This window comes from Pseudoalteromonas sp. UBA6610 (assembly GCF_002433295.1).
Lineage (GTDB): Bacteria > Pseudomonadota > Gammaproteobacteria > Enterobacterales > Alteromonadaceae > Pseudoalteromonas > Pseudoalteromonas atlantica.
Map to the genome: position 1 here is coordinate 19,365 of NZ_DJHW01000049.1, position 24,139 is coordinate 43,503.

Sequence of the window (24,139 nt, forward strand, 5' to 3'; positions counted from 1 at the left end):
AAATAAACTTGTGGATTTAAAAATTAAGGAGGTTAGCAGGGGAGTACTGATCGGTAAGCACTTTTGTATTGGCAGGCCAATCTTGCTTGTTTTTGGTACTTTGCATATAGGTACTAATTGCTTTTAAATCTACATCGTATTTTTTTAAACGCGGGTTAAGTGCTTTAATACGCTGATTAATTTGCGCCTCAGTAGGCATAGAGTTTACACCCGCTAAAATAATACGGTTAGAGCGATTAGCACGGCTTACGTTAATAAAATCGCTAAACACGGCGTGGTAAGTTGCCGACTCATGTTCGTATAATTTACTGCTCGAAAACGTATTAGCGGCAATAACACCGCCCTCGGCCAATACGCTTTTTACCTCTTCAAAAAACTCTTTGGTGAGTAAGTGCTCAGGAATATAATCGCCGTTAAACGCATCAAGAATAATCCAATCGTACTTTTGCTTTTTAATGGCTGCGCGCTTTATAAATATACGCCCGTCTTGCACGCTTGAGGTGACCGCATCGTTTTCTATAAAGTTAAAATAGTTACGGGCTACTTTTAAAACAGCGGGATCTATTTCAACATTATGAATTTTAGCTGCAGGGTAAAGCGCATGAATGACATTAGAAAGCGTACCGCCACCTAGGCCAATAATAAGCACATTTTTAGGGTTATCGGTTACTAAAAGGCTGGCAAACGTAAGTTTTGTGTAGTTAAAAACCAGTTTGTCGGGGTTGTTTTTGTACATACAGCTTTGGCTGGTTTGGCTACTTTTTGTATTAAATTTTAAGCAGCGAAGGTCATGTGTTTCATCAACAATAATATTGCGATATAAAGAACGCTCCTCGTGCACTACATTACTGTGCGCCGCAACCGAAAACAGTACCGCTAAAAATAATAAATAGTTACGCATGGGCAAGCTCCTTATTACCAGCAAGGCTATTAACAGTAATTGCCAGCACACCTAACAGGCCCAAGGTTAACGCAAAGGCACTTATAATGGTGTTTACATCAAACGCCAGTACAAAGTAAAACGAGGTAATAATAGTCCCTAAGGCGCTACCCAACGTGCTTACAAAATATAAAATACCCGCAACTTGGCCACTTTTATGGCTGTCGGTGACTAATAAACGCACCGAGTAAGGCGAGATCATGCCTAAAATAACGGTAGGAATAAAAAACAAAGCCGTAGAGGCAAGTAACGAGCCGTAGCGTGTATCTTCGATGTGGGTAAAAATAAACTCCATTATTGGCTGCGAAAAAAGCGCAATAGGCACCACCATAATACTGGCAGTTAAAAATATTAAGCCATATTTTGTAAGCGATGCATTTTTAGTACTTAGCTTACCGCCGAGTAAATACCCAAAAGAAAGGCTAAGCATAAATACGGTAATTATGCTGCCCCAAATGTGTACACTACTGCCAAAAAAAGGCGCTAAAATACGCCCGCCTAATAGCTCAATACCCATAATGCAAAAGCCACTGCAAAAGGCTAAAAAATAGATTAACGCGTTTGTTTTTATACTCATGTAATTATCGTTATGTAACCTAAAGAGATCTCCATACTAACGTGATGGCTCGGCAGTCGCTAGTGCATTAATTAATCGCTCTGTGATTTTTTAAAAAGTTGTTTTGTTATAAAGTAACACATGTTAAACTTATTGTTATAATATAACACCTTCGATTTCCCTATTATCATGAAGTATTCTTTAGTTTATTTAGCCTGCTTAGGCATAAGTGCGCAAACAGTGGCGCAAGAGCAAAACGACGAAATTGAAAAAATATCGGTTACTTATAAACAAGCATACCGTGGCGATATTCCTCAAAAGCAAATGCCGCAATCTATTGTAAGTGTTAGCAGTGCTGCGCTTGATCAAAAAGGCATTACTAAATTACAAGACGCGCTCGATTTTTCGGCCAGTATTTCGCGCAAAAATAACAGTGGCGCACTATGGGATAGCTTTTCTATTCGGGGCCTTTCGGGTAACGAAAACATGCCATCAGGCTATTTAATTAATGGCTTTAGCGGTGGGCGTGGTTTTAGCGGCCCGCGTGATGTATCTAACATTGATTACATTGAAGTATTAAAAGGCCCTGGCTCAGCACTTTATGGGCGCTCAGAGCCCGGCGGTACTGTAAATATTGTGACTAAAAAACCTCAGTTTGAGCCGCAAGGTGAGCTAAAACTAAGCTTAGGCAGCGACAGTTTTAATCGCGTTGAAAGCGATTACACAAACGGCATAAACGACACCACCGCGTTTAGAATAAATGGCGCGTGGCAAGATAGCGACAGCTACCGCGATGAGGTGTACACCAATAAAAAGGTAATTACGCCGTCTATTTATCATCAAATAAACGCATCAACCAGTGTGACTTATGAGTTTGAATACGTAGATTTAGCGCAGTTATTTGACCGTGGTGTTGTCGTACTTGATAACGATTTTGACACCGTACCAAGCTCGCGTTATTTAGGTAACCCAAACGATGGCGACACGCAGGTGTATTCACGCGGGCACCAAATTACTTTAAATCACGATATTAACGATGAATGGTCGTTAGTGGCCGGTGCAAACTACCGCAGCTCTACGTTAACGGGGTTTTCGTCAGATGCAGAGCTTTCGCCATCGCGCCAATCGCTATTTGATGATGGCCGCACACTTACTCGCCAGCAGCGTTATCGCGACTACGAAGTAGAAGATTTAAGTGTAAAGTTTGAGCTAAGCGGCAGTGTAGACACAGCCGGTATTACGCATCATTTATTAATAGGTGCCGATGCATACAAGTACGATTTACGTACAGCGCTTTCTCGCTATCGAGGCGGTAACGGCACTTATACCGTTGATATTTTTGAGCCAAATTACGATGTAGAACGCCCAGCAGTAAGCCTGCTTTACGAAAACGACGAAGAGCAAAAGGCGTACGGTATTTATGTTCAAGACCAAATGGATATTACCGACAAATTTAAGCTATTAGTGGGCCTAAGGTTTGACAGCGTAGACCAAGATATTTTAGAAACCAACAGCGGCGTGTTTTCGACCAGCTCTGAAAGCCAAGTAAGCCCTCGTGTTGGCGTAGTGTACGAGCTAAATAACGCAATCACTTTTTACAGCAGTTACTCAGAAGGCTTTTTACCACTGAGCGGCACAGATGCAAGCGGCGACCCGTTTGGTTTTGAATACAGCGACTCGTTTGAAGTTGGCGCTAAGTTTGAATACTTAGGGATAAACGGTACTGTGGCATTTTTTGATGCGTCTAAAAGTAATATGTTAGTGGCAGACCCTGTAAACGTTGGTTTTTCAGCGCCTATTGGTAAAGCCGATAGTAAAGGGTTTGAGCTTGATTTAAATACCTATATTACTGATGCAACGGCGTTTAACTTATCGTACGCCTACATAGACGCCACCACAGCAAACGACATTATTAATGCCGATTGGGGCGTGCCAATTGAAAAAGGCAGCCCGCTGGTTAATGTACCAAAAAATAACTTAAACCTTACGCTTAGCCACCAAACAGCGTTAATGGGTAAAGAGCTTGAGTTTGGTGCAAGCTACCAATACACCAGCAGCCGTTTAGGTGATGCCGCCGATTTAAGCTTTAGGTTACCGAGCTACCAATTAGTAGGCGTGTTTGGCAACGTTAACTTAACCGAGCAAACCGAGCTTAATATAAGTGTTAATAACATTTTTGATGAAGATTACGCCGAAAGCAGCTACAACGCTTTATGGGTTTACCCAGGCGCGCCAACTCAATTTAAAATGTCGCTAGCGTATAACTTTTAATAGCTAGCAAATTAAAGTTTTCATCCTAAAGCGTCTTAATGTAGTGGTTAAGGCGCTTTATATTTTTAAGCGCTTTTTTATAAAGAATGCATAAGTTTATTAAGCCAACCATCGGCCTTTGAAGGTTTGTATATCATTACAATGCTTTCACTGTAGTGACTGTTAACCCCCTTTACAGTTAATTTTGTAAGCCCTAAATCGTCAATCACAAAGTTAGGTAAATACGCCAAGGCCAAGCCACTTTGTACCACCTCTATTAATGCACTGTAATCGCTACATCTAAATACAATATTGCGCGGTGCAATATCATCTTGCCAGCCGTCGGAACCTATACCTTGCTCAAGGCCGCACAGGGGTGAAAACAATGGGCATGCAAAAGCAAGCTCTAGTAATTGATTTTTATTAAGCGTTAAAGAGCCAGTTTGTACTAGCTGATGCCCGGCGGCCGCAGCCACACTAAACCCAGTATTAAATACATCAACCGCTACTAAATTAGTATGTGAGCTGTTATTTAATGCCTCGCGAGTTACTAGCGCAATATGCGCCGCGCCTGATGCAACTTGGCTTATGGCTTCACCTTCAAATACATTATTAATACGTACCGAACAGGGCAGGTTGCTCAGGGGGGTAAGTAACTTTTTAAGGCCACTTTTAAGTAAAATTGCAGGGCCTGCAATAACTGCATTAAATTTATGATTATCGCTTTTAAAGCGGCTAGTAAGCTGCTGGTAATTATGAACTAAATCGCTACTGTGCTTAACAAACTCTTTGCCTTTATCATTAAGTACTAAGGTTTTGCCCACACGATTAAACAGCTCTGTGGCTAAGTTTGCCTCAACCTTTTTTAGCGTTTTAGACAGCGCCCCTGGGGTAATATTAAAATGCTTAGCGGTTGTGTGCAGGTTTTGCGAACCCGCCATATGAATTACTTTTTCAATGTCATCTAAATGCATAGCGCCAAACCGTATTGATTAAAAGGAAACAACTAACAACTTATTATCGATTATTTATATATATAAATCAGCTTATAGTGACGTTATATTTATTTTTGAGCATTAACATGAAACACATACTGCTAATTTTTATTTTATTATCGAGTGCAGCGCACTCAAATACACCTCAACACAAATCACACAAAACCCACAGCTATAATGGCTTTCATGGCATGGCGCTTATATTAGCCGGCGATAAAGTACTTGCCAGCCACATGCCTTTATACGCCCCCCCACACAACTACCAAATAGTGTATGAAGTAACTACCAATGACACCCATCTTAAAATAATCAAAAAAGCACTAAACGAGTCACTAAAAAAACAAAGTCAGATCACCATTTTACCAAACAAATTTGATTTAAATTTATTAATAAATAAGCTGACACCCACTTTAAATACTACTGTGTTTAATGGCCATTTTGAGCGCGGAGGTAAGGCTTTGTTTTCGACAAAGCTGACCTTTAAAAATCCGTTATATGTAAAAAAGATCGCTATAACACAACCTGAAAAAGAAGAGTTTGATTTAATAAAGGTTTCAGCAGAGCAGGGGGTGGTAATTCATAAAATACAAAGTAAACCAAGCTATGACTCACTTAGTTTAGTAGCACTAACTAACGGAAAATATAATGGTCAGTTAAAATGTGATGCGCCAGTAACCACAACGCTTGCAAGTAAGCTAAAGGCCTGTTTTAAAAGCGTACCAAGCTATTTAGAAACTCACGATTTTGCAGTTAATTAAAAAATTATAGCAGCGCTTTAGCTTAAAAAGCGCTGCTATATAAATTACTTAACGTTAAGAGCATATACATTTGCCTGAACGTATTCGCCGTTTAACAATTTTATTTGCGTTAAAATGCGTGAGTACGCATCGCCTTCAAATTCATCGAGCACATGCCAGTGATCTTTTAAATTAGTTGAGCTAAACACATAGCCTTTTATCTCTTGGCCTGTTTCGTCTAATACCAGTGCAGGAAAGCCCATTTTGGCGCCCCAGCCCTCGTTAATTAAATTGCCAACTACACTGCCTTGCTCAAACGTACCGCCAATATTGGCAAGAATATGTTCGTTCGGATGCCCTGGGCACAAGGTACCATAAACAAATAACGCTTCTAACACATAAACTCCTAAATTAAGGCTAATGATTATGTTTAGCTAAGCTAAAGCTTAACTAGGTATGAAAAAAATCCCGAGTGAAATTTTACTCTTACAATGACACCCACCTTTATTTTTGCACTTTACGCAATAAGCATCTACTTTTTTAATTGGTTCATCAAAAACTAGGTGCTACATGGCTATTGCAAGAAAACGCCAAATCAGTTTGGCAGATACAAAATATTATCACTGTATTTCGCGCTGTGTACGTCATGCTTATTTATGCGGCGAGGATTCATTAACGGGTAAATCCTACGAACACAGAAGGGGCTGGGTAGAACAAAAGCTATTTAGCCTCGCTAAAATATTTTGTATTGATATATGTGCTTATGCAGTTATGAGTAATCACACGCATATTGTGCTTTATGTTGATGATAAAAAAGCAAATAGGTTAAATGACAAAGCTATATTGCTACGCTGGCATAAGCTATGTAAAGGCACACCACTTACACAAAAATTTTTACAAGGTGAGAAGCTTAGCAGTACAGAGCGATACTTTTTAAGCCAAACTATTATTCAATACAGAGAAAGGTTATCTAGCATTAGCTGGTTTATGCGCGTTTTAAACGAACACATTGCTCGTAAAGCAAATAAAGAAGATAAATGCACTGGCCGATTTTGGGAAGGGCGATTTAAATCACAAGCTCTCCTTGATGAAGCAGCCCTTGCAGCTTGCATGGCTTACGTTGATTTAAACCCAATAAGAGCAAAAGTAGCTAAAACCCCCGAGTGCTCAAACTTCACCAGCGTGCAAAAGCGCATTCAGGGCGCTAAAAACGCAAAACAACCCAAACAACTTTTAAAATTTGCAGGTAAACCCTGTAAATTTATGCCTAAAGGTTTACCGTTTGAGCTTAAATGTTACCTCGAATTAATTGAGCTGACAGGCCGTATTATTCGCGATGACAAACCAGGTTTTATTGAAAACACACAGCTCCCTTTATTAGAAAGAGTAAACGTAGCACCAGAGAATTGGTTAAAACTCACTAAAGACTTTACACGCGTATTTCATGGCGCTGTAGGTAAGCCGCAATCACATGTAGGTTACTGCGAGCATTTAAATAAAAAGCGACGAGTTAATTTTAGTAATTGCGAAAAGCTACTAGCCTAAAAAACCCTTCTTTCATTTAAAAAACAGCCTAAATGCTGGTTTCAGCGTGCCCTAAATTTAGTTAACTACATAAATAGCAGCACATTTTTAAAATAACCGCAGTATATACCTTTTAATATGCCTTGAGCTTACGTGTTTTTAAATTAGGCATTTAATTAAGTCGTTTTTTTGAAATAGTTAAAGTGGGTGTCATCTTAAATAAATTATATTCTTGTGAAGAATTTAAGATGGGTGTCATTTTAATTGAGTTTATATTTCATATAAAACAGCCTCGCTACAAGAATTAAAAGTAAGGCAATTTTGCCAGCAGCTTAATAAACTTTAGCTTGCTAATAAAAGCGGCTTGTAGGGCAGTTAGTGTGTTTAAGCTTGCTCGCTAAAATTGGCTTGGTATTTTTTGGTTAATATCAAAACAATAACGGCCAGTAATAAAGGCAAAAACGACGCCCATAAAACGGTGTGCCAACCGTACGCTCTTAATAACCCACCTGATGAAAAAGAGCCTACCGCCATTAAGCCAAACACTATAAAGTCACTAAACGATTGAGCACGGTTTTTTTCTTCTGGCTTGTGCGTTTCTAGCACTAATGCGGATGCCCCTAAAAAGCCAAAATTCCAACCTATGCCTAACAAAATTAATAGCGCGTAAAAGTGATATACACCTTCACCTAAAAAGCCTATAGCTGCTGAAATTGCAGTTAAAATAATACCAAAAACAGAAATACGAGCAGCCCCAAAACGTGCAATGAGCTTACCGGTAAAAAAGCTAGGTGCATACATAGCAATAACATGCCACTGCATTCCTAAGTTTGCTGACTCTTGGCTATGCCCGTGCATATGCATTGCCAAAGGTGCCGATGTCATTAAAAAGTTCATCACCATATACGATGCTGCACCACAAATAACCGCGCTTATAAATCGTGGTTGCAAAGCAATTGTTCTCAATGGTCTTCCTGAATATGCTTGATTTGCTAAAGGCTTAGCCAATTTAACGCCAAACAAAATAACACCAGCGAGAGCCGCGCCAATGGCTTGCGCAATAAATGTGGCAGCAAACATTTTGTCTGACCACAGGTGCATGGTATGCGTTACTAACTGCGAGCCAATAATACCTGCAGCTACGCCACCTGCCATAACCATAGAAAGCGCTTGCGGGCGTTTATTTTCGGGCACACCATCGGTTGCAGCAAACCGAAATGACAAGGCCACTGCCGCATAAGCGCCGCCCAAAAGCGCAGACAAACAGTACAACCAAAAGCTGTCTATATACAACGCAATAGTCGCTAATAGTCCGGTTAAAACACCCGCGCTAGTGCCTGCCATAAAGGCTGCACGCCGGCCATATTTTCGTGCTAATTCACCGGCGGGTAAAACACACAACGCCATTCCTAAAACAAAAATAGAAACAGGTAAAGTGGCTAAAAGTGCAGTAGGAGCAAGCAAGCTGCCCACTACCGCACCTGTTGCATATAGCACAACGCTATTAGCCCCAGAAAGTGCCTGGGCTAACATTAAACGCCATAAGTTAGCTGTTTGAACTTGAGGGTCGCTTTGCTCAAGCCTATCTGAGTCTATAGCGTTTAATTTTTCCATGATTTCACTTTTCTAAAAGTATTGAAGGCGCTTAAAAGCGATTTATGGTTGAGGTATTTAAATGTCTAACGCCACTAAAAAGCGCGATACCATGTTGTAAGCAGCAACCGTTGCTACCGCTTCTACTGTTTGCGTTTCGCCAAATAGTGCTTTTAAACGTTCAATAACGTCGCCATCAACATTTACTTTAGTGGTTGATTGCTCAGTAAGCTCAAGCAAAGCCAGCTCCTGCTCAGAGAATAACTCAGCATTTACTACCACACTTTTAAGAGCCGTTGCTTTTTCATCGCTACCGCCAGCCTGTATGTATGCAGGGTAGTGCACATTCCATTCAAAATCGGCTTTGTTTAATACCGCTACACGCAGCATAATAAGTTCGCGATACTCAAGCGATAAGCCAAAGTTTGCTCTAACGCGCCCTAACAGCTCATTCCAGCCTTTAGCTAAAGGAAAGCTTTTTAGTAGTACTCTATCTATGCCTATTAGTTCACCGTTTGGACGACGACCTTGCATTTCGGCTAGTAGTTCGGCTGGGGCTTGCTCGCCATCTTGCCATGGCGTTACTCTTACTTGTGACATAATGTTTACTCCTAATTAAACGCCACTTTAGTCATTAAAGTGGCTAACTTGGAGCGAAAGCTTACGGGGAATGAACGTACTTAACCACAGAGATTATCTTTTACCATGGTAAATATTTTCTTTATTGCTGTATTTTATCAAAGTACTCCTGAGCTTTAATCTCTTTTAGCCCGCGGGTTTCCTACCTCTTTAAACAGCCATTCTTTAAATGCGTGTATTCTTGGCAGTTCAGCACATTCGGGGCGGTAAATAACGTAATACGCCAAAGGCGATTCAAAATAAATATCAGGGAATAACCTGACCAATCGCCCTGCGGCTAGATCATCTTTAGCCATAACACTGCGTGCTAACGCCACGCCGTGACCATCAATAGCTGATTGCAATACAGCCGCTGAGTTATTTATTTGAATGCTTTTAGTGGTTAAAGGGCCTGTTACTCCGGCTTTTTTTAACCACGCCGACCAAGACGGAAACCCCGTATGGTCATCCATTGATTGATCGTGTATTAGGGTTTCGTTCAATAATTTATCTATGGTGTTTAAGCGGTTTGAGTCTTCTAAAAACTTAGGTGAGCATACCGGGTATACCTCTTCATCCATTAGTTTTTCTGCGTTCAAGCCTTGCCAAGTGCCTACACCAAAGCGTATGCCTATATCTATACGCTGCTCAGTAAAATCAACAGGTTTTAAATTAGTATTTAAATTTACACTGGTTTGCGAGCATATCTCTTGAAAGAAATGCAACCTAGGTAATAACCACTTGGCGGCAAATGCGGGGCTTACTGCCACTGTTAACGCGCCACTTATGGCGTTGTCTTTTAAAATGTCTAGCCCTTGGGCAAGTTTATCAAAGCCTTCGCGTATTAGTGGCAGGGCACTTTGCGCGGTTTCGGTGGTTACTAGCCGTGTTTTACCTGAGCTCATTCTATGAAACAGCGGCGTGTCGAGCCACTCTTCTAATGTTTTTACCAGCTGCCCAACGGCTGCAGGCGTTACATTTAGCTCTTCAGCTGCCGCTGAAAAACTTTGGTGCCTTGCGCTTGCTTCAAACGCTTTTAATGCATTGAGGTGTATAGGTGATTTCATACGATAAACTTTTTCTTTACTGATGATTCAGATTATCTCGTTTGTTAAAGCAAGTAAATAAGTAAAAAATACCGCCCAAGCCAACCAGCAAGTTACTTGCTATTAGGCAACCCAATACTTTTTATTTATATAACAAATACAGCGCTTAGTGGCGCTTGGAGCAATAAACATGACTAAGCAATTTTTAGGTAAAAAATTACTCGTTATTGGTGGTACTAGCGGAATGGGTTTTGACACGGCTCGATTAATTTTAGAGCAAGGCGGCCACGCTGTTATTGTTGGCCACCGTAAAGAAAAAGCCCAAGCAGCAAAAGAGCAGTTATCAGCTTTAGGAACTGTTGAGGTGTTAACCGCTGATTTAACCAGCGACGAAGGCGTGCAAAACTTAATTAACACACTTTCACAAGACCACGCAGACGTGGATTTACTGGTAAATGCGGCCGGTGTGTTTTTCCCTAAACCATTTTTAGAGCACGAAGCGGCTGATTACGATCAGTACATGCAAATTAACCGCGCACTATTTTTTATTACACAAAAAGTAGCCGCTAATTTAGTGGCAGCAAAACGCGCAGGCGCCATTGTAAATGTGGGTTCTATGTGGGGTAAGCAAGCTATTGCAGCTACACCATCGTCAGCGTATTCAATGGCTAAAGCGGGCTTACATGCGCTAACTCAACATTTAGCAATGGAATTAGCCGCGCACAACATTCGCGTTAATGCAGTATCGCCAGCGGTTGTACAAACGCCAATTTACGAAGGTTTTATTCCTAAAGCACAAATAAACGATGCCCTACAAGGCTTTAACAGCTTCCACCCAATTGGCCGTGTAGGTAAAAGCGAAGATGTCGCCAATACCATTGCGTTTTTACTCAGCGACAAAGCCGCTTGGGTAACGGGTGCTGTATGGGATGTTGACGGCGGTGTAATGGCTGGTCGTAATTAATACGTAATTTTAAAGCCCTCGATGGGCGCAAATTTATAGAGCAATAATGTATGTTATTGCTCTTGTTTAATTTAGGTTGGATAAATACGAGTCAATTCAGATTTTTCACAACACGCTTTAATGCTGCCAACTCAATATCGTTGGCAAACATCGCCTCAGGCGGGTGTTGAGCGGGTAATGCTCGACAGAATAGGCGCTGAAAAAGCCAGAGCAACAAGCGTAGTGCGCTACGCGCCTGAGTCTACTTTTCCAAGTCATGCTCACCCAGGTGGTGAAGAAATAATGGTACTTTCGGGCACTTTTTCAGATGAGTCGGGCGACTACCCACAAGGCTTTTATTTACGAAACCCGCCAGGGTCTTCACATGCACCTAAAAGTAAAAGTGGCGCAACCATTTTTGTAAAACTGTGGCAAATGTGCGTAACAGAAACCGCCCCAGTGCGCATAAATACACACGATCCGGCTACGTGGATAACCCAAAATAATCGCCTAATATGCCCGCTTTATCAAGATGATAACGAAGTAACTAAACTGGTAAAGTTAACCCCGCAACAGCCCCTATTTGATAACCTAAAAGCACATAATGCCTTAGAGCTATTTGTACTGGGCGGCAGCGTAATACACAACGAGGTAGAATATTCAAAAGGAAGCTGGCTAAGGCTGCCAAGCACGAGTAAAGCGTTAATATCTGCGGGAAATAACAGCGCTACAATTTACCTAAAAGTAGGTAATTTTAAAAACATAGGCTGTGGAGGCTAAATAATGCGTACAAAAATTGCGATTATAGGCGGTGGGCTAAGCGGCGTGTATGCAGCTTACCAGTTAGAGCAATCCGGCATTACCGATTACATATTGCTTGAAGCCAGAGACCAATTAGGTGGCCGTATTATGGACTTTACAAGCCTGTCGCAAGCGACAACAAATAACTTTGACCTTGGCCCAACGTGGTTTTGGCCAGAGTTTCAGCCGCAATTAAATGCGATTATTAAAACCCTAAACCTAGAAACATTTGCCCAGTACGAGCAAGGCAATACGTTAGTAGAGCGCTCACATACACAACCGCCCACAGCAATGCCCGGTTATACGCATGCGCCTACGTCTATGCGGTTAAAGGGTGGCATGGGCACACTTATTAATGCCTTACATGCAAAGCTTAGCAACAAACAAATAGTGACCGGCGCTTTGGTTAAAACAATTACCCACCAACACGGTAATATTGAAGTTAGCTTTAGCACCTCAAACACAACCGATAATAAAGTAAACGTTGAGCACGTAATGCTTGCGCTACCACCACGCTTAGCCGCAAGCCAAATAACATTTACCCCCGCATTGCCAAGCGATTTAGTAACGCAGTGGCAAAATACCGCAACCTGGATGGCACCCCACGCTAAGTATATTGCAGTGTACGATACGCCATTTTGGCGTAAGCAAACGCTCTCGGGCAGCGCCCGCAGCAGCGTTGGGCCAATGGCAGAAATACACGATGCATCAAACCCACAAGGCCAAGCCGCATTATTTGGTTTTATTGGCATACCCGCCGATGATCGAAAACGCATTAGTAATGAAGATTTAATCGCCCATTGCAGAGCGCAGTTAGTCAGGCTTTTTGGCACACAAGCCGCTACACCCAAAGCCGATATTATTAAAGACTGGGCGCAAGACCCACTCACAGCAACACATTTAGATACACATGCTGCGAATACACATGCACCAGCACCTTACATAACCGCGCAAAATGGCCCATGGCATCAAAATTTAGTCGGTATTGGCAGCGAATGGTCGGTGCAATTTCCGGGCTATGTAGCTGGTGCGGTTGATGCAGCAAACATAGGCGTTGAGCTGTATTTAAAAAATGTTAAAGCGTGATGTGTAGAGGCTGAGGTTTGAGCTTAGTGCTTTAATGGATAGCTCATAACGGCAGCTGATGGGCGGTTATGAGCGTTCAAGAAACAGCCATCATTATAGTGATTTAAACAGATTAACTTATTCGTTTTTAAACTTCCTAAATATCCACACATTCAGCCCAATTAGCAACATAACAATTAATGTTAGAATTGGAGGCTTTGATTGTAATGGTAAAAACTCAGCAGTTACCTCTGGAATCATGTGAACATACACTGCGACAAACATAATAGATAGCGCTAATAGTGATGAGCAATAAAATACTTTTCTTATTATATTTTTTGTTAGAACCTTGGATAAAGTAAGCACAATCAAAAACCCTAAACCTGCTGAAATTTCACCTAATTGACCAGCCCACCTAGCTATCTCGGGTAATGGCAGTCCACTCAAAGCTATTTGTTTAGTAAACATAGTATTGAACGGCTCAAAGAACTTTACTGTGCCAGCCATAATTAAAAAAATAGCTAACAAGCCGGTTAATAGCTTTTGCATGATGGCCGAAGGGTTCATCGCTGAATGGCGTAACGCCAGCCACATTAACCCGACAATAACGAATACACTCGATATTAGTGATACTTCTAGTAATAATTGTTTCCCCATTTCATTTTTCCTATATTTTATGGTGAATTATTTCTCTTCAGATTCTAATAATACTTTGCTAACAAAAAGCCGAACTGTTGGTGCAACTACAGCTAAAAGCAATAGTGCAGAAGGAATAACTTCTCCTATAGAGTATGACCATGCACTCATAAATGAGACATCGTCAGACACCATTTTCCTGGCCATAATAGCCGTCATGCCCAAAAGCATTGAAGGTAAAACCATTGAGGCTATTAGCGGATATTTAAATTTTTGAGGGAATTTTTTCATATTGGTCACACCTTGAATAATTTAGAGGGCATATTTTAAAGCCTTGCCCTTATTTCAAAAATAGCTATTATTGAAATTTATAAATTCATATTTGAATGATTAGATATTATGGATGCAAAAGAGCTCGGCAATTTATATTGGTTTTGCCTGTCAGTAGAGTGTGGTGGTTACGCCCCGGCTAGTCTTTTAGCTACAGCCTCTGCCCCGACGCTTTCTAGGGCTGTGAGTCAGTTAGAAGAAAAAGTAGGTGAGAAACTCATTCATCGACATGCCAAAAAATTCCAACTCACTAATGCAGGTGAAGAATATTACCGACGCTTTGCTCCTATTTTCAAACAAGTTGATGAACAATGGCTCAACCTTTCTAATACACAGGCAACATTAACGGGTGAGATTTATGTATCGTGTCCAGAGCCTTTCGCTGATTATTTTCTTCAGAATCTAGCAATCGAATTTATGACAGAACATCCCGGTGTTAAAATCCACATTAGTTTCTCTTCTGACACTGAAAACTATATTGATGAACGTATTGATCTCGCGATTGTTACTACACCGAGCAATATACCTACATTAATTCAAAAACCCTTATTTCAAACTGAGCTAGTCTTAGCTGCATCACCCAAATACCTTAAAGCTCAAGGTATTCCCAATAATATAGAGTCATTACTTGAACATAATTTACTTGCAGGAAATACTATACCTTTTTGGGAATTTAAGTACCAAGGTGTAACTACAAAGCTACCTGTAATGGCTAAGTATTCAATAAATAGCCTCCGTTTAATGATTAATGCAGTTAAAGCGGGCATAGGGATAGGCTTGATACCGAAAGAAGTGTTAGAATTTGAAAAAGACGCAGTGCTACAGAGGGTATTGCCCGATGTAGAGTGCCCGAAAGGCAAAGCTTATATTGTATGGAGTGATCGTCAGTTGATTGCTAGTAGGGTGGTCGCATTTAGAGAAAAAATAATTCAAAAAATGGATAAACCATCAGACTTATTTAAATCCATAGTGAGTTAGTTTTGCTAGAACAGATTAAGTGCTAAATACATTAAAAAGATAAGTCTAATAGACCGCTATTGGCTATTATAGTATTGATGACGTTGATAAAAATAAGCGCTTAAAGTCAGTACAACTTCTCATTTTGCTTCTGGCTCTAACAATATTTTCGTCACAAGGAGTTTAATCGTTGGTGCGACAACTAATAATAGCATTATTGCAAAAGGGATAATTTGCTCAATAGAGTTAATCCATGCACTGATAAACGAAGCCTCATCAGGCAGGGTTTTATAGGCCATCACCCCAGACGTTCCTAGCAACATTGAAGATGACACCATAGAAACAGTAAGTGGATATTGATACTTACGCGGAATTTTTTTCATGCTTGCTCCAAGGTGTCATTAAAATTCAGCTTACTGAATAGAAAGTAAATAGCTAAGTCCTAATACAGAAATAATACCAAAGCTTGCCATGGTCCATTTTCTTCTATCTTTCTCTGCTATAACGACAAAAAAAAATAACAGTGCTTGAGAGTAGATAGCCGTATAACCCTTAGCTATTAGCTCAAGATTTACTATGAAAAATCTTTCAAGATAATATTGTCTGCGTAGCTTTGGTAAGCACCTTCAATCATCTTAGCCATATCGTCTGGGAAGAGTAAAAAGTCGCCTTTTTCAAGAGAGTCTATAATGCCTTCAGAGACAGACTCAGCACTTGCTAAGTTATCAAAGCCAGCTCTTTTTCCCATATCTGTTTCAATTGGGCCTGGGTGAACACTAAGTACCTGAACGCCTTTTTCGGCAAATGCGTCTTTCAATCCTTGTGTGATTGAGTAGGATGCAGCTTTAGATGCCGAGTAAGTGGTTTCCTGAAGAAAGTTTTTCATCGATACCACAGAATTCAGTTGGACTAACGCACCTTTATTACGTTCAAGCGCTTTTGCAAAGGCGTTAGCGATACGCACTAAACCATAAACATTAACGTCTATTTCCCTAGCTAAAGACTCAAAAATATTCTCTGCTAAAGGTGTAGTCGACAGCATTATACCTGCGTTGTTAACTACAAGATCGACATCAGTAGCCTCAGCTGCCGCTTTGTTAACTGAGTCGGTGCTTGAAATATCCGTCTGGATAGTTGCTACTTTTTCACCGTATTGCTTTTCTAATGCTTTAGTTGACTCAGGATTGCGCACACCAAGATATACTTTTTTGGCACCGTGTTGCAGAAGTGACTCAACAATGGCTTTACCTATGCCACGATTTGCGCCGGTAACGAAAGCTACTTTGTCTTTAATGATAAAACTCATTTGATATTCCTTTGGTTTAGTATCCGTTGCGATTGCTAAAGTTTTATCGCAACGGAAAATTGATTAGGCTGTAATACAGTATTTACTATAACTGTGCAGTTATAACTCGTTACTTTTTAGTCCATTCAAATTTATTAAACATTGAATCTACTGGTGTTTCAGCAATGTGGTTTACATAGTTGCTGATCACTTTTTGTGATAACCCAAGAATGATTTCTAATACTTGTTGCTGCGCGTAACCTGCGGCAAAGAAAGCATCGACTTGTTCAGGTGTTACGTTGCCGCGTTGGCGTACGATAGCTAGCGTGAAATCTTGAAGCGCTTGTAGTTTCTCTGTTGGCATCGCTTCTTGGTTACGTAACGCCTCAGTTAAAGCGGCATCAACTTTCATTGAGTGTGCAATACCAGTATGAGCTGGCACACAATAATGACACTCATGCTCAACGTTAATTGTTTGCCACACTACAGTTAATTCTTCTGCGTTGAATGATGTTGCTGTAAATAACTGATGTAGCTGTGTATAAGCTTTTAATATTTCTGGTGATTCAGCCATTGCTGCATATAAGCCAGGAACAACACCCATTTGCTTTTTAGCGCCCTCTAAAATTGCTTTGCTTTTTTCTGGTGCTGTTTCTACTGTGTGTAATGTAAATTTGCTCATTTTTAATCTCCAATGACATAGGTTGTTTAGGGGTTGTCCCTATATAAAAAGGGAATAAATCTTGAAGCCCCTTAGTTGATGGAGTGAACTATATACCCACCTGAACGATCGTTCAAGCTATATTTGAGCGATCGTTCAATTATTTTAAATATGTAAATATAATCTATTGTATTTAAATGGATATTTGTCTTGAAATATTTTTGCTTTATTAGAAGTCACCTCTGCTGAGTTTAACTTTACCTAAAGATAAAATATAACTATAATTGAACGACTGTTCATTTAATGTTTTTAGGTGAAGTTATGGCAAAGACCACAACATTTGATCGCCAAGAAGTGATAGATAAGGCAACCAATCTTTATTGGAAGAAAGGCTTTCATGCAACATCAATGCGAAACTTGCAAGACGCGGTAGACCTTCGCCCCGGTAGCATATACTCAGCATTTGGTAATAAAGATGGTTTATTTAAGGAAGCCTTAGCTAACTATGCTGATATGAGCCTGTCACTATTACAGCAATGTAAAGACGAACATGATTCGCCACTTCATGCACTAAAAGCCTTTATGAAGTTAATAATAGTAGAGTCACAAAATAGTGCTCCAAATGGCATTTGTATGCTGTCAAAAACTATTTCAGAATTAACAGATGAGAATCAAGATTTAATTGATGTAACGAAAGCACATCTAGTTAATATATCCTCAGCATTGGTCAAATTAATTGAAGAAGCACAGACATTAGGTGAGGTGGATAAAAATAAAAATGCTGAAGATCTTGCTACCCATGTACAAATTCAAATAACAGGTTTACGTACTTTTGCTAAAATTAATAAAGACAAAAATAAGGTTAGTGCCATGATAGACGATATTTTTACGCATTATCCTTTTTAATAGGAGTTAAGGGTTAATCATATAGGTCTAAAGGATCAAACCTTGGCGGCCTACAACATGCTCCTGATCCTCTGAAAATGGCACTCTCTAGCTACTCAACAACATTAAATACTGTAATAATTGGCAAAGTATTTTACTGTGTCGGATGGCGCTTCGCTTATCCGACCTACACTGGCATATACCTAACAGCTCAAGTTAATCCCCCAAATTATTAATTCTCTTCACCGCCTTACATTTAACAGCAAAGCCATTTACACATTTGAGCGGGTTGACTCTATAAACCCTTTTACATAATCAAGCTGTAAGTCGTCATCGCGCACGCCTACATTCACGCTTTTTTGCAGCCCTTTATTACCTATGCGGATGCCTTTTATGCCTAAACGGCTTTCGTGCGATGACACTAGCCACTCGGGTAATGCTGCCACGCCACGATTGGCAGACACTAATTGCAGCATCATTTCAGTGCTTTCTATGGGTACTCTGCGTTTGGGTTGCACGTTAGCGGGGTCCAAAAATCGAGTGTATACATCTAAGCGGTTGTAGCCTACGGGCACGGTGTAAAGTATTTGGTTTTCGAGATCTTGTGCTGTAACAAATTCTTTGTTGTATAACGGGTTTTGCTCGCTCACGACAATACATAAATTGTAGTTAAACACCGACCTAAAGTTTAAGCCCTCTGTATTGATGGGGTCGGGGGTTATTAGCACATCTATTTCGTTGGCTTTGAGTGCTGCTATGCCATCAAATCTAAAGGCACTTTTTATTTCTACGTCTACCTCTGGCCATGCTTTTAAAAATTGCTGAATTTTGCCCATTAACCATTGCTCACACGGGTGGCATTCCATGCCTATACGCATGATTCCTCGCCGGCCTTGGGCAAACTCTTGTAATACGCGCTCGGCGTGCTCAAACTCGGTGACCATTTTGTCTGCAAGTGAAAGTAAATAAAGCCCCGCCTGAGAATACACCAGCGTATTGCCTTTACGGTGCCACAGTTTTACGCCAAATCGGCGCTCTAATTTAGCAATAGTATGGCTCACAGCCGACTGGCTTAAGTTTAAACTCTCGGCCGCGGCGGTCACGCTTTTAAGGCGATTAACCTCTTTAATAATGTGTAGATGATTACGTTCAAGCATTATGATTTATATTCATTCCAAAACCAGTTTTTACCATTGGTGTTCATAATGGTGTTTTGGTAATATTATCACATTACATACTCAAGTCTATGCACTTTGCTGTTGTGTTATGTATACGCACCAGCAAAACACCTAGCATTTAACGTATTACCAGGAGATACAGCCTATGTTTAGCGACTCTATCTATACTTTTATATTAATAGGTATAGGGGGCACAATAGTGTTAGATATTTACGCGGGGTTACTCGCTAAGTTTTTTGATTTACCTGCCACAAATTGGCGATTAGTTGGTCGCTGGGTGGGCCATATGAAATCGGGGCAATTTTATCAGCCTGCACTACCTAAGGCCGAAAAAATACCGGGTGAGCTTGGTATTGGTTGGGTTGTACACTACCTAATTGGCATAGCGTACGGGTTAATATTAATGGTGTGTGTAAACACGCAGTGGCTTGATTTGCCAACCATACTACCTGCATTACTTGTTTCGTGGTTTGGCATAGTTGCCCCCTTTTTTATTATGATGCCAGGCATGGGGGCGGGTATGGCCGGTGCAAAAACACCTAACCCCACCGTTACGCGCATAAAAAGCTTTGTAGGGCACACCATATTTGGCTTAGGCATGTTTTTAGCCGCACTGGTTTTAGCATAATTTTAAGTAGGAAAGCAGACTATGAACATTTTAAATTTAAGCACCTATTCTACGCATATAAAAATAGTGGGCTTATTAGCTATTGTTATTTCAATAGCTGCGTGGAGCACAGATTTATTAGGCATTGTGTATGCGTGCCCCTATTGTAGAGTGCAGCGCTCAGTAATAGGCCTGTTAGGCTTATTATTAATAACGCCTGCGGTTACACACTGGATAGGCAAATATTTTGCTTTAGTAATTGGTTTTTTTGGCGCAACAGTGGCCGCTAATCAGCACTTTATGGGCTGGAAAAAAATATCAGCAGGCACCTTTGAATTTAAAGATAACCTGTTAGTTGACCCATATATTTTATCGGCCTGTGCACTAACAGGTATTATTGGGCTCACTTATTTAGCAATAACAGCCGCAAAGTTACCTGCTAAAACGGTTTAACATTAAATACCGTAGCTAAAACCAACAAGGCGCACTTTTTATTAAAAGTGCGCCTTGTTTTTTTATATATAAATTTAATTTAGTTACGTTAAATCTGTTTTTTCTACGCGCTTAAAGCAATCTACTTATTACCACCTATCTAAAAATAACTCACAGGCTTCTAAAAGCTTTTCCCGTGCAATGCCGTCTCTTGATTGAATAGAAAGGCCATTAATAAAGGTATCTAAAATTAGCATAAATTGCTCTACGGGCATTTCTTGTTGCCACTCTTGCTGGGCTGTTCCGCGCTCTATGCATTTTACAAGCGCTTTACGAATATCGTTGCGTACCGACAGTGCCATTTGCTCAACTTCTTTATTTTCGTCGCCGCAGTTTAAGCCAGATAAAACAATCATGCAGCCCGATGGTTGCTTAGTTGAGGTTTGCATATGAATGGTTTTAAACACCATGTTTTTAATCGCTGCTTTTGCAGGAACCGACTCGTTTTCTAGCTCCGAAAAGGTCTCTCCACAGGTGCTGGTATAAAGTGCTAAACATTCACTGTATAGAGCTTGCTTTGAGCCAAATGCTGCGTAAAAACTCGCAGATGAAATATTGCCTAACACTTTGCGTAGCTCAGCTAAAGAAGTGGATTCGTAGCCTTTTTGCCAAAACAAATCCATTGCACTTTTTATTGCATCTTCACGGTTAAACTGGCGTGGGCGTCCGGTTCGGGCCATATAAATCACCTCAAGTAAGTAAATTTTAAATAAGTGTATTGTTAGTTAAAACACTCAAGCCCGAAATACTAAGTATTGTCGGGCATTGTGCTGATCATATCATAAGTTTTAAATACAGTTGCTGTGCTAAGCACCTAAGCGAGTAAAGTATTGCTCTACATCTAGTGCAGCTTTACACCCAGAACCTGCAGATGTAATTGCCTGCCTATAATGGTTATCGCTTACATCACCTGCGGCAAATACGCCGGGAATATTAGTTAATGTTTCACCATTTTCAAACCCAGAATACACATTAATGTAGCCATCGCTCATATCAAGCTGATCTTTAAAAATATGTGTATTAGGCTGATGCCCAATGGCAATAAACACGCCATTAACGCTCAGTGTTTCTCTATCTTGCTCCGGTAACGTTGATTTAATAGTAATTCCTGTAACGCCGTTAGCGTCACCCACTATTTCATCTACTTGGTTATTCCACTTAATAGTTACTTTACCTTGCGCTACTTTATCAAATAGGCGCTGTTGTAAAACCTTTTCGGCACTGAGTGAATCACGACGGTGAATAAGCGTAACGTGCGAGGCAATATTAGCTAAATATAAAGCCTCTTCAACAGCGGTATTACCACCGCCAACCACAGCTACGCTTTGGTTTTTATAAAAAAAGCCATCGCAGGTTGCACATGCCGATACACCCTTACCTTTAAACTCGGTCTCACTTTGTAGGCCAAGGTACTTTGCCGATGCACCCGTAGAAATAATTAACGCATCAGCTGTGTAAGTTTGCTGCCCTTTAAGCACAAATGGCCTTTGCTGCAGGTCAACATGTGTGATGTAGTCATGCATTATTTCGGTATCAAAATTTTCGGCATGATCTTTAAACTGCCTCATCAGTTGTGGCCCCTGAATACCCGTTGGGTATCCTGGCCAATTTTCAACATCAGTCGTTGTTGTGAGTTGCCCACCCACTTCAAGGCCAGTAATTAGTAATGGTTCAAGGTTTGCTCTAGCTGCATAAATAGCTGCAGTGTAACCAGCAGGCCCTGAACCCAAAATTATCAACTTTCGATGTGTGCTCATTTATCACCTCTTTGGCGTACTAATCTTTTAAAATTAGCGCTTGTAGCTCTGGCGCAGGCATCATACCTACAGAGCGATTTATTTCTTTACCGTTTTTAAATACAACAACAGTAGGAATACTTCTTACCGCTAATTTGGCTGCAACTGATGGAAAATCATCAATATTAAGCTCACCCATAATAATATTTTCATCAGCGAGGTTATCGGCTACTTGCTCGTAAATAGGCGACATCATTTGGCATGGAGCACACCACTCAGCCCATAGTCTTACAACTAATTTGGCGTCTTTTTTGTTTAGCGATTCAAAGTTTTCATCATTTAATTTAATTACTTGGTTAGTCATTTTTGGCTCCTAGTTAAAAGTAAAAATCGACCCACAGTGGCACACCTATATTTCGCCTAACAGGTCATTTATATATGCAAACTACGCATAATAAATATCAGAGCTATAAACGTGTTTTAAAAAGATGCTATTTAAAATAAGAGGAACAAACTCTTAAAAATATCAACTTAAAACACATTACCCATAACACTTGTGGATCGATTGATCCAAAACTTACACTCAAGAATCGCGAGTGTCAACAACTTATAGAACACTCATTCCACAAATAAGTAAAATTAACACTCAAAAAGCCGCACTCATAAATTATTTTGAAGCGACTTTGTTTTTATTTTTTAAATTAAAGCAATAGGTTATAAAGTAAAAAAACAACGCAGCTAGGAGCTGAAATTTAAAATAATTAATTTATGGTTTTTGAGAAAAGAGTAGGGAAGGTGAGCAATATACATTCTGAGGTTGTGAGTTTTTCTTAAATAATTTCAATAATAAATGCGATTTAAAAGCATAATAATGAACGCACATTGTATTTATTATGCTGTTTGAAGGTTTAGAGGCCTACGACGGCGCTGCGCCTTTCCATTAAAGTTACATTGCGCCATACGCCATGCAGCTGTCCTAATTTTTCTCGGTTTCCAACTTGCCAAAACCATTACGAGTATGTAGTGTAATACTGCTTATGTTTTCAGGGAATATACTGGCTTGTAGCATCCATATACCGTTGCTTTCTGATTCATTAATGAGTGCACAAAGTAATGCGTGCCCCAAGCCTTTACCTTGGGCTTGGTTTGCAATATATACACTTACCTCGGCAACGCCCGAGTAAACCTCACGGCTTGAAACCGCAGATAACCCGGCCCAGCCAAGCACCTTTTCATCCTCAACTGCAACAAGACGGCAACAGTTAAGCATAGAACTATTCCATTGTTCCCAATTTTTAGCTTTAGTTTGAAAGGTCGCGTTGCCGGTATCAATACCTTGCTGATATATGTTTTGAACGGCTAAAAAGTCGTTCTCTGCAAATGGCCTTATGATCACAGTATTTCCTTAAAACTATTATCATTCTTTAAAATTAGCGCTTACTTATAAATGAGTTAACGGCTAATTTTAATTACCGCTAACATATCGTCGTCATCCTCATCGAGGCCCACTTCCTCGAACCCGAAGCTTGAATAAAAGTTTTTAGCAACAGGATTTTGCGGGTTATAACAAATCTCGATTTGTTCAAGCTTAGAAATTGTTTTAATCTCTTCAATTGCCATAGCCAGTGCTTTGCGCCCAATGCCTTTATTTTGATAATACCAACTCCATTAAGTATGTGTTCTAAATTTTACGCCGAAAAAACAATTCAGTTCTAGGCGTAAATTGCTGTAAATGGTTGCTCCCTTTACGAAATTTAAAACAAAGAAATGGGTTGTTTTAGCAAGTAAAATAGATCAGCTATTTATTGGAGTTGGTATAAGATTGATCTACTATAAAGCGCCAAATAGAAACCTTTGTAGGGGTTTCTTGTACCCACATAAAAAAGCCTACTGGCAGAGCATTTAGGTAAATCGCTTTACAGGTATACCCGCTATTGTAGTGCGCCTCAACTAACGACCACATATTACACGCTACGTATTCTTCTTGCGTTTTAGTAACATCCAATTCGCATATGGCTTCATAGTTATCGGCGGTGATGTCTTCCAGTGACAGATTCATGTTTTTCCTTTAGAACAACTTTGTGCAATTAGTAAGCTATCAGTGTATGTACCTATAATCAATCAAATGAAGATATTGATTTTTATACACCCAATATTAGCCAAATTAATAATCTACAAGTCTATTTAAAACAAAAAGGCCGCAGTAAATAAATACTGCGGCCTTTGTTTTTAGCTAAACTTTTTTAAACGAGCTACGTTTAATAAGCGCCTGCGCTGTAAATAAGCTCGTAGCTGTGGCTGTAA

27 protein-coding genes and 2 pseudogenes are annotated in these 24,139 nt (G+C 40.2%); 10 read left to right on the plus strand and 19 right to left on the minus strand.

Annotation, left to right across the window (positions count from 1 at the left end; all coding sequences use genetic code 11):
* Positions 1 to 16 precede the first annotated feature (16 nt).
* Together B4F91_RS06505 and B4F91_RS06510 are read right to left on the minus strand one after the other, a co-directional pair.
* Complete coding sequence (locus B4F91_RS06505; RefSeq protein WP_286936287.1) at positions 17 to 901, minus strand: spermidine synthase; 885 nt, start codon at positions 899 to 901, stop codon at positions 17 to 19.
* Positions 894 to 1,517 (minus strand): fused MFS/spermidine synthase, encoded by a 624-nt coding sequence (locus B4F91_RS06510; RefSeq protein WP_004586267.1) that lies wholly within the window; start codon positions 1,515 to 1,517, stop codon positions 894 to 896. Before B4F91_RS06510 ends, B4F91_RS06505 begins: the two co-directional genes overlap by 8 nt.
* A gap of 168 nt (positions 1,518 to 1,685) precedes the next feature.
* On the opposite strand from B4F91_RS06510, the gene B4F91_RS06515 reads away from it, so the two are divergent.
* Positions 1,686 to 3,767, plus strand: a complete 2,082-nt coding sequence (locus B4F91_RS06515; protein WP_286936288.1) for a TonB-dependent siderophore receptor — start codon at positions 1,686 to 1,688, stop codon at positions 3,765 to 3,767.
* Positions 3,768 to 3,844: 77 nt separating this feature from the next.
* On the opposite strand, the gene B4F91_RS06520 is transcribed toward B4F91_RS06515, so the two are convergent.
* Entirely contained in the window at positions 3,845 to 4,720 is an 876-nt protein-coding gene (locus B4F91_RS06520) for a LysR family transcriptional regulator (protein ID WP_096042634.1), read from the minus strand.
* Positions 4,721 to 4,827: 107 nt separating this feature from the next.
* Here B4F91_RS06520 and B4F91_RS06525 point away from each other — a divergent pair, with 107 nt between their 5' ends.
* The gene (locus B4F91_RS06525; protein WP_096042633.1) at positions 4,828 to 5,499 is read left to right on the plus strand and encodes a hypothetical protein; all 672 of its coding nucleotides are present in this window, start codon (positions 4,828 to 4,830) and stop codon (positions 5,497 to 5,499) included.
* Positions 5,500 to 5,543: 44 nt separating this feature from the next.
* Here B4F91_RS06525 and B4F91_RS06530 read toward each other — a convergent pair whose 3' ends face one another.
* Positions 5,544 to 5,876: a gamma-glutamylcyclotransferase family protein gene (locus B4F91_RS06530; RefSeq protein WP_004586271.1), complete on the minus strand. Its 333-nt coding sequence runs from the start codon at positions 5,874 to 5,876 to the stop codon at positions 5,544 to 5,546.
* A gap of 172 nt (positions 5,877 to 6,048) precedes the next feature.
* On the opposite strand from B4F91_RS06530, the gene B4F91_RS06535 reads away from it, so the two are divergent.
* Positions 6,049 to 7,023 (plus strand): transposase, encoded by a 975-nt coding sequence (locus tag B4F91_RS06535; RefSeq protein WP_055254288.1) that lies wholly within the window; start codon positions 6,049 to 6,051, stop codon positions 7,021 to 7,023.
* A 363-nt stretch (positions 7,024 to 7,386) separates the two neighbouring features.
* Here B4F91_RS06535 and B4F91_RS06540 read toward each other — a convergent pair whose 3' ends face one another.
* The 3 genes from B4F91_RS06540 to gcvA all read right to left on the minus strand — a co-directional run bounded on the left by B4F91_RS06540 (position 7,387) and on the right by gcvA (position 10,280).
* Positions 7,387 to 8,616, minus strand: coding sequence for an MFS transporter (locus B4F91_RS06540; RefSeq protein ID WP_096042632.1), 1,230 nt, complete (start codon positions 8,614 to 8,616; stop codon positions 7,387 to 7,389).
* Positions 8,617 to 8,673: 57 nt separating this feature from the next.
* Positions 8,674 to 9,195, minus strand: a complete 522-nt coding sequence (locus B4F91_RS06545) for a carboxymuconolactone decarboxylase family protein (protein ID WP_096042631.1) — start codon at positions 9,193 to 9,195, stop codon at positions 8,674 to 8,676.
* 155 nt (positions 9,196 to 9,350) lie between these two features.
* Positions 9,351 to 10,280, minus strand: coding sequence for a transcriptional regulator GcvA (gcvA, locus tag B4F91_RS06550; protein ID WP_096042630.1), 930 nt, complete (start codon positions 10,278 to 10,280; stop codon positions 9,351 to 9,353).
* Positions 10,281 to 10,449: 169 nt separating this feature from the next.
* On the opposite strand from gcvA, the gene B4F91_RS06555 reads away from it, so the two are divergent.
* The 3 genes from B4F91_RS06555 to B4F91_RS06565 all read left to right on the plus strand — a co-directional run bounded on the left by B4F91_RS06555 (position 10,450) and on the right by B4F91_RS06565 (position 13,089).
* Positions 10,450 to 11,223 (plus strand): SDR family NAD(P)-dependent oxidoreductase, encoded by a 774-nt coding sequence (locus tag B4F91_RS06555; RefSeq protein WP_286936221.1) that lies wholly within the window; start codon positions 10,450 to 10,452, stop codon positions 11,221 to 11,223.
* 120 nt (positions 11,224 to 11,343) lie between these two features.
* Complete coding sequence (locus tag B4F91_RS06560) at positions 11,344 to 11,982, plus strand: cupin domain-containing protein (protein ID WP_286936223.1); 639 nt, start codon at positions 11,344 to 11,346, stop codon at positions 11,980 to 11,982.
* Between the two features lie 3 nt (positions 11,983 to 11,985).
* Positions 11,986 to 13,089 carry a flavin monoamine oxidase family protein gene (locus B4F91_RS06565; RefSeq protein WP_286936224.1) on the plus strand — a complete coding sequence of 368 codons (1,104 nt, stop codon included), beginning with the start codon at positions 11,986 to 11,988 and terminating at the stop codon, positions 13,087 to 13,089.
* 117 nt (positions 13,090 to 13,206) lie between these two features.
* Here the strand turns inward: B4F91_RS06565 and B4F91_RS06570 are convergent, their stop codons facing one another.
* Together B4F91_RS06570 and B4F91_RS06575 are read right to left on the minus strand one after the other, a co-directional pair.
* Positions 13,207 to 13,725 carry a hypothetical protein gene (locus tag B4F91_RS06570; protein ID WP_054982021.1) on the minus strand — a complete coding sequence of 173 codons (519 nt, stop codon included), beginning with the start codon at positions 13,723 to 13,725 and terminating at the stop codon, positions 13,207 to 13,209.
* Between the two features lie 27 nt (positions 13,726 to 13,752).
* On the minus strand, positions 13,753 to 13,995 hold the full coding sequence (locus B4F91_RS06575; protein WP_054982020.1) for a hypothetical protein: 243 nt from the start codon (positions 13,993 to 13,995) through the stop codon (positions 13,753 to 13,755).
* A gap of 108 nt (positions 13,996 to 14,103) precedes the next feature.
* On the opposite strand from B4F91_RS06575, the gene B4F91_RS06580 reads away from it, so the two are divergent.
* Entirely contained in the window at positions 14,104 to 15,012 is a 909-nt protein-coding gene (locus B4F91_RS06580) for a LysR family transcriptional regulator (RefSeq protein ID WP_054982019.1), read from the plus strand.
* A gap of 119 nt (positions 15,013 to 15,131) precedes the next feature.
* On the opposite strand, the gene B4F91_RS06585 is transcribed toward B4F91_RS06580, so the two are convergent.
* The 3 genes from B4F91_RS06585 to B4F91_RS06595 all read right to left on the minus strand — a co-directional run bounded on the left by B4F91_RS06585 (position 15,132) and on the right by B4F91_RS06595 (position 16,958).
* Positions 15,132 to 15,374, minus strand: coding sequence for a hypothetical protein (locus B4F91_RS06585; RefSeq protein WP_054982018.1), 243 nt, complete (start codon positions 15,372 to 15,374; stop codon positions 15,132 to 15,134).
* A 191-nt stretch (positions 15,375 to 15,565) separates the two neighbouring features.
* Positions 15,566 to 16,297 (minus strand): SDR family oxidoreductase, encoded by a 732-nt coding sequence (locus B4F91_RS06590; RefSeq protein WP_054982017.1) that lies wholly within the window; start codon positions 16,295 to 16,297, stop codon positions 15,566 to 15,568.
* Positions 16,298 to 16,406: 109 nt separating this feature from the next.
* A complete protein-coding gene (locus B4F91_RS06595) occupies positions 16,407 to 16,958 on the minus strand; it encodes a carboxymuconolactone decarboxylase family protein (RefSeq protein WP_054982016.1) in 552 nt (183 codons plus the stop codon).
* A 300-nt stretch (positions 16,959 to 17,258) separates the two neighbouring features.
* On the opposite strand from B4F91_RS06595, the gene B4F91_RS06600 reads away from it, so the two are divergent.
* The gene (locus B4F91_RS06600; RefSeq protein ID WP_054982015.1) at positions 17,259 to 17,843 is read left to right on the plus strand and encodes a TetR/AcrR family transcriptional regulator; all 585 of its coding nucleotides are present in this window, start codon (positions 17,259 to 17,261) and stop codon (positions 17,841 to 17,843) included.
* A 251-nt stretch (positions 17,844 to 18,094) separates the two neighbouring features.
* Here the strand turns inward: B4F91_RS06600 and B4F91_RS06605 are convergent, their stop codons facing one another.
* Entirely contained in the window at positions 18,095 to 18,979 is an 885-nt protein-coding gene (locus B4F91_RS06605) for a LysR family transcriptional regulator (protein WP_286936228.1), read from the minus strand.
* Between the two features lie 166 nt (positions 18,980 to 19,145).
* Here B4F91_RS06605 and B4F91_RS06610 point away from each other — a divergent pair, with 166 nt between their 5' ends.
* Together B4F91_RS06610 and B4F91_RS06615 are read left to right on the plus strand one after the other, a co-directional pair.
* Complete coding sequence (locus tag B4F91_RS06610; RefSeq protein WP_282448124.1) at positions 19,146 to 19,628, plus strand: DUF2938 domain-containing protein; 483 nt, start codon at positions 19,146 to 19,148, stop codon at positions 19,626 to 19,628.
* Between the two features lie 21 nt (positions 19,629 to 19,649).
* Positions 19,650 to 20,060: a hypothetical protein gene (locus B4F91_RS06615; protein WP_286936230.1), complete on the plus strand. Its 411-nt coding sequence runs from the start codon at positions 19,650 to 19,652 to the stop codon at positions 20,058 to 20,060.
* A 128-nt stretch (positions 20,061 to 20,188) separates the two neighbouring features.
* Here the strand turns inward: B4F91_RS06615 and B4F91_RS06620 are convergent, their stop codons facing one another.
* From B4F91_RS06620 to B4F91_RS06645, 6 genes and pseudogenes are all read right to left on the minus strand, one after another.
* On the minus strand, positions 20,189 to 20,779 hold the full coding sequence (locus tag B4F91_RS06620) for a TetR/AcrR family transcriptional regulator (RefSeq protein WP_054982011.1): 591 nt from the start codon (positions 20,777 to 20,779) through the stop codon (positions 20,189 to 20,191).
* 126 nt (positions 20,780 to 20,905) lie between these two features.
* Entirely contained in the window at positions 20,906 to 21,856 is a 951-nt protein-coding gene (gene trxB, locus B4F91_RS06625; RefSeq protein WP_286936232.1) for a thioredoxin-disulfide reductase, read from the minus strand.
* 19 nt (positions 21,857 to 21,875) lie between these two features.
* Positions 21,876 to 22,199: a thioredoxin family protein gene (locus B4F91_RS06630; RefSeq protein ID WP_054982009.1), complete on the minus strand. Its 324-nt coding sequence runs from the start codon at positions 22,197 to 22,199 to the stop codon at positions 21,876 to 21,878.
* Between the two features lie 612 nt (positions 22,200 to 22,811).
* Positions 22,812 to 23,231, minus strand: a complete 420-nt coding sequence (locus tag B4F91_RS06635; protein WP_286936234.1) for a GNAT family N-acetyltransferase — start codon at positions 23,229 to 23,231, stop codon at positions 22,812 to 22,814.
* Between the two features lie 56 nt (positions 23,232 to 23,287).
* Positions 23,288 to 23,491 (minus strand): annotated as a pseudogene (locus tag B4F91_RS06640) (GNAT family N-acetyltransferase); the annotation flags it as partial.
* A gap of 163 nt (positions 23,492 to 23,654) precedes the next feature.
* A pseudogene (locus tag B4F91_RS06645) lies at positions 23,655 to 23,894 on the minus strand (GNAT family N-acetyltransferase); the annotation flags it as partial.
* Positions 23,895 to 24,139 lie beyond the last annotated feature (245 nt).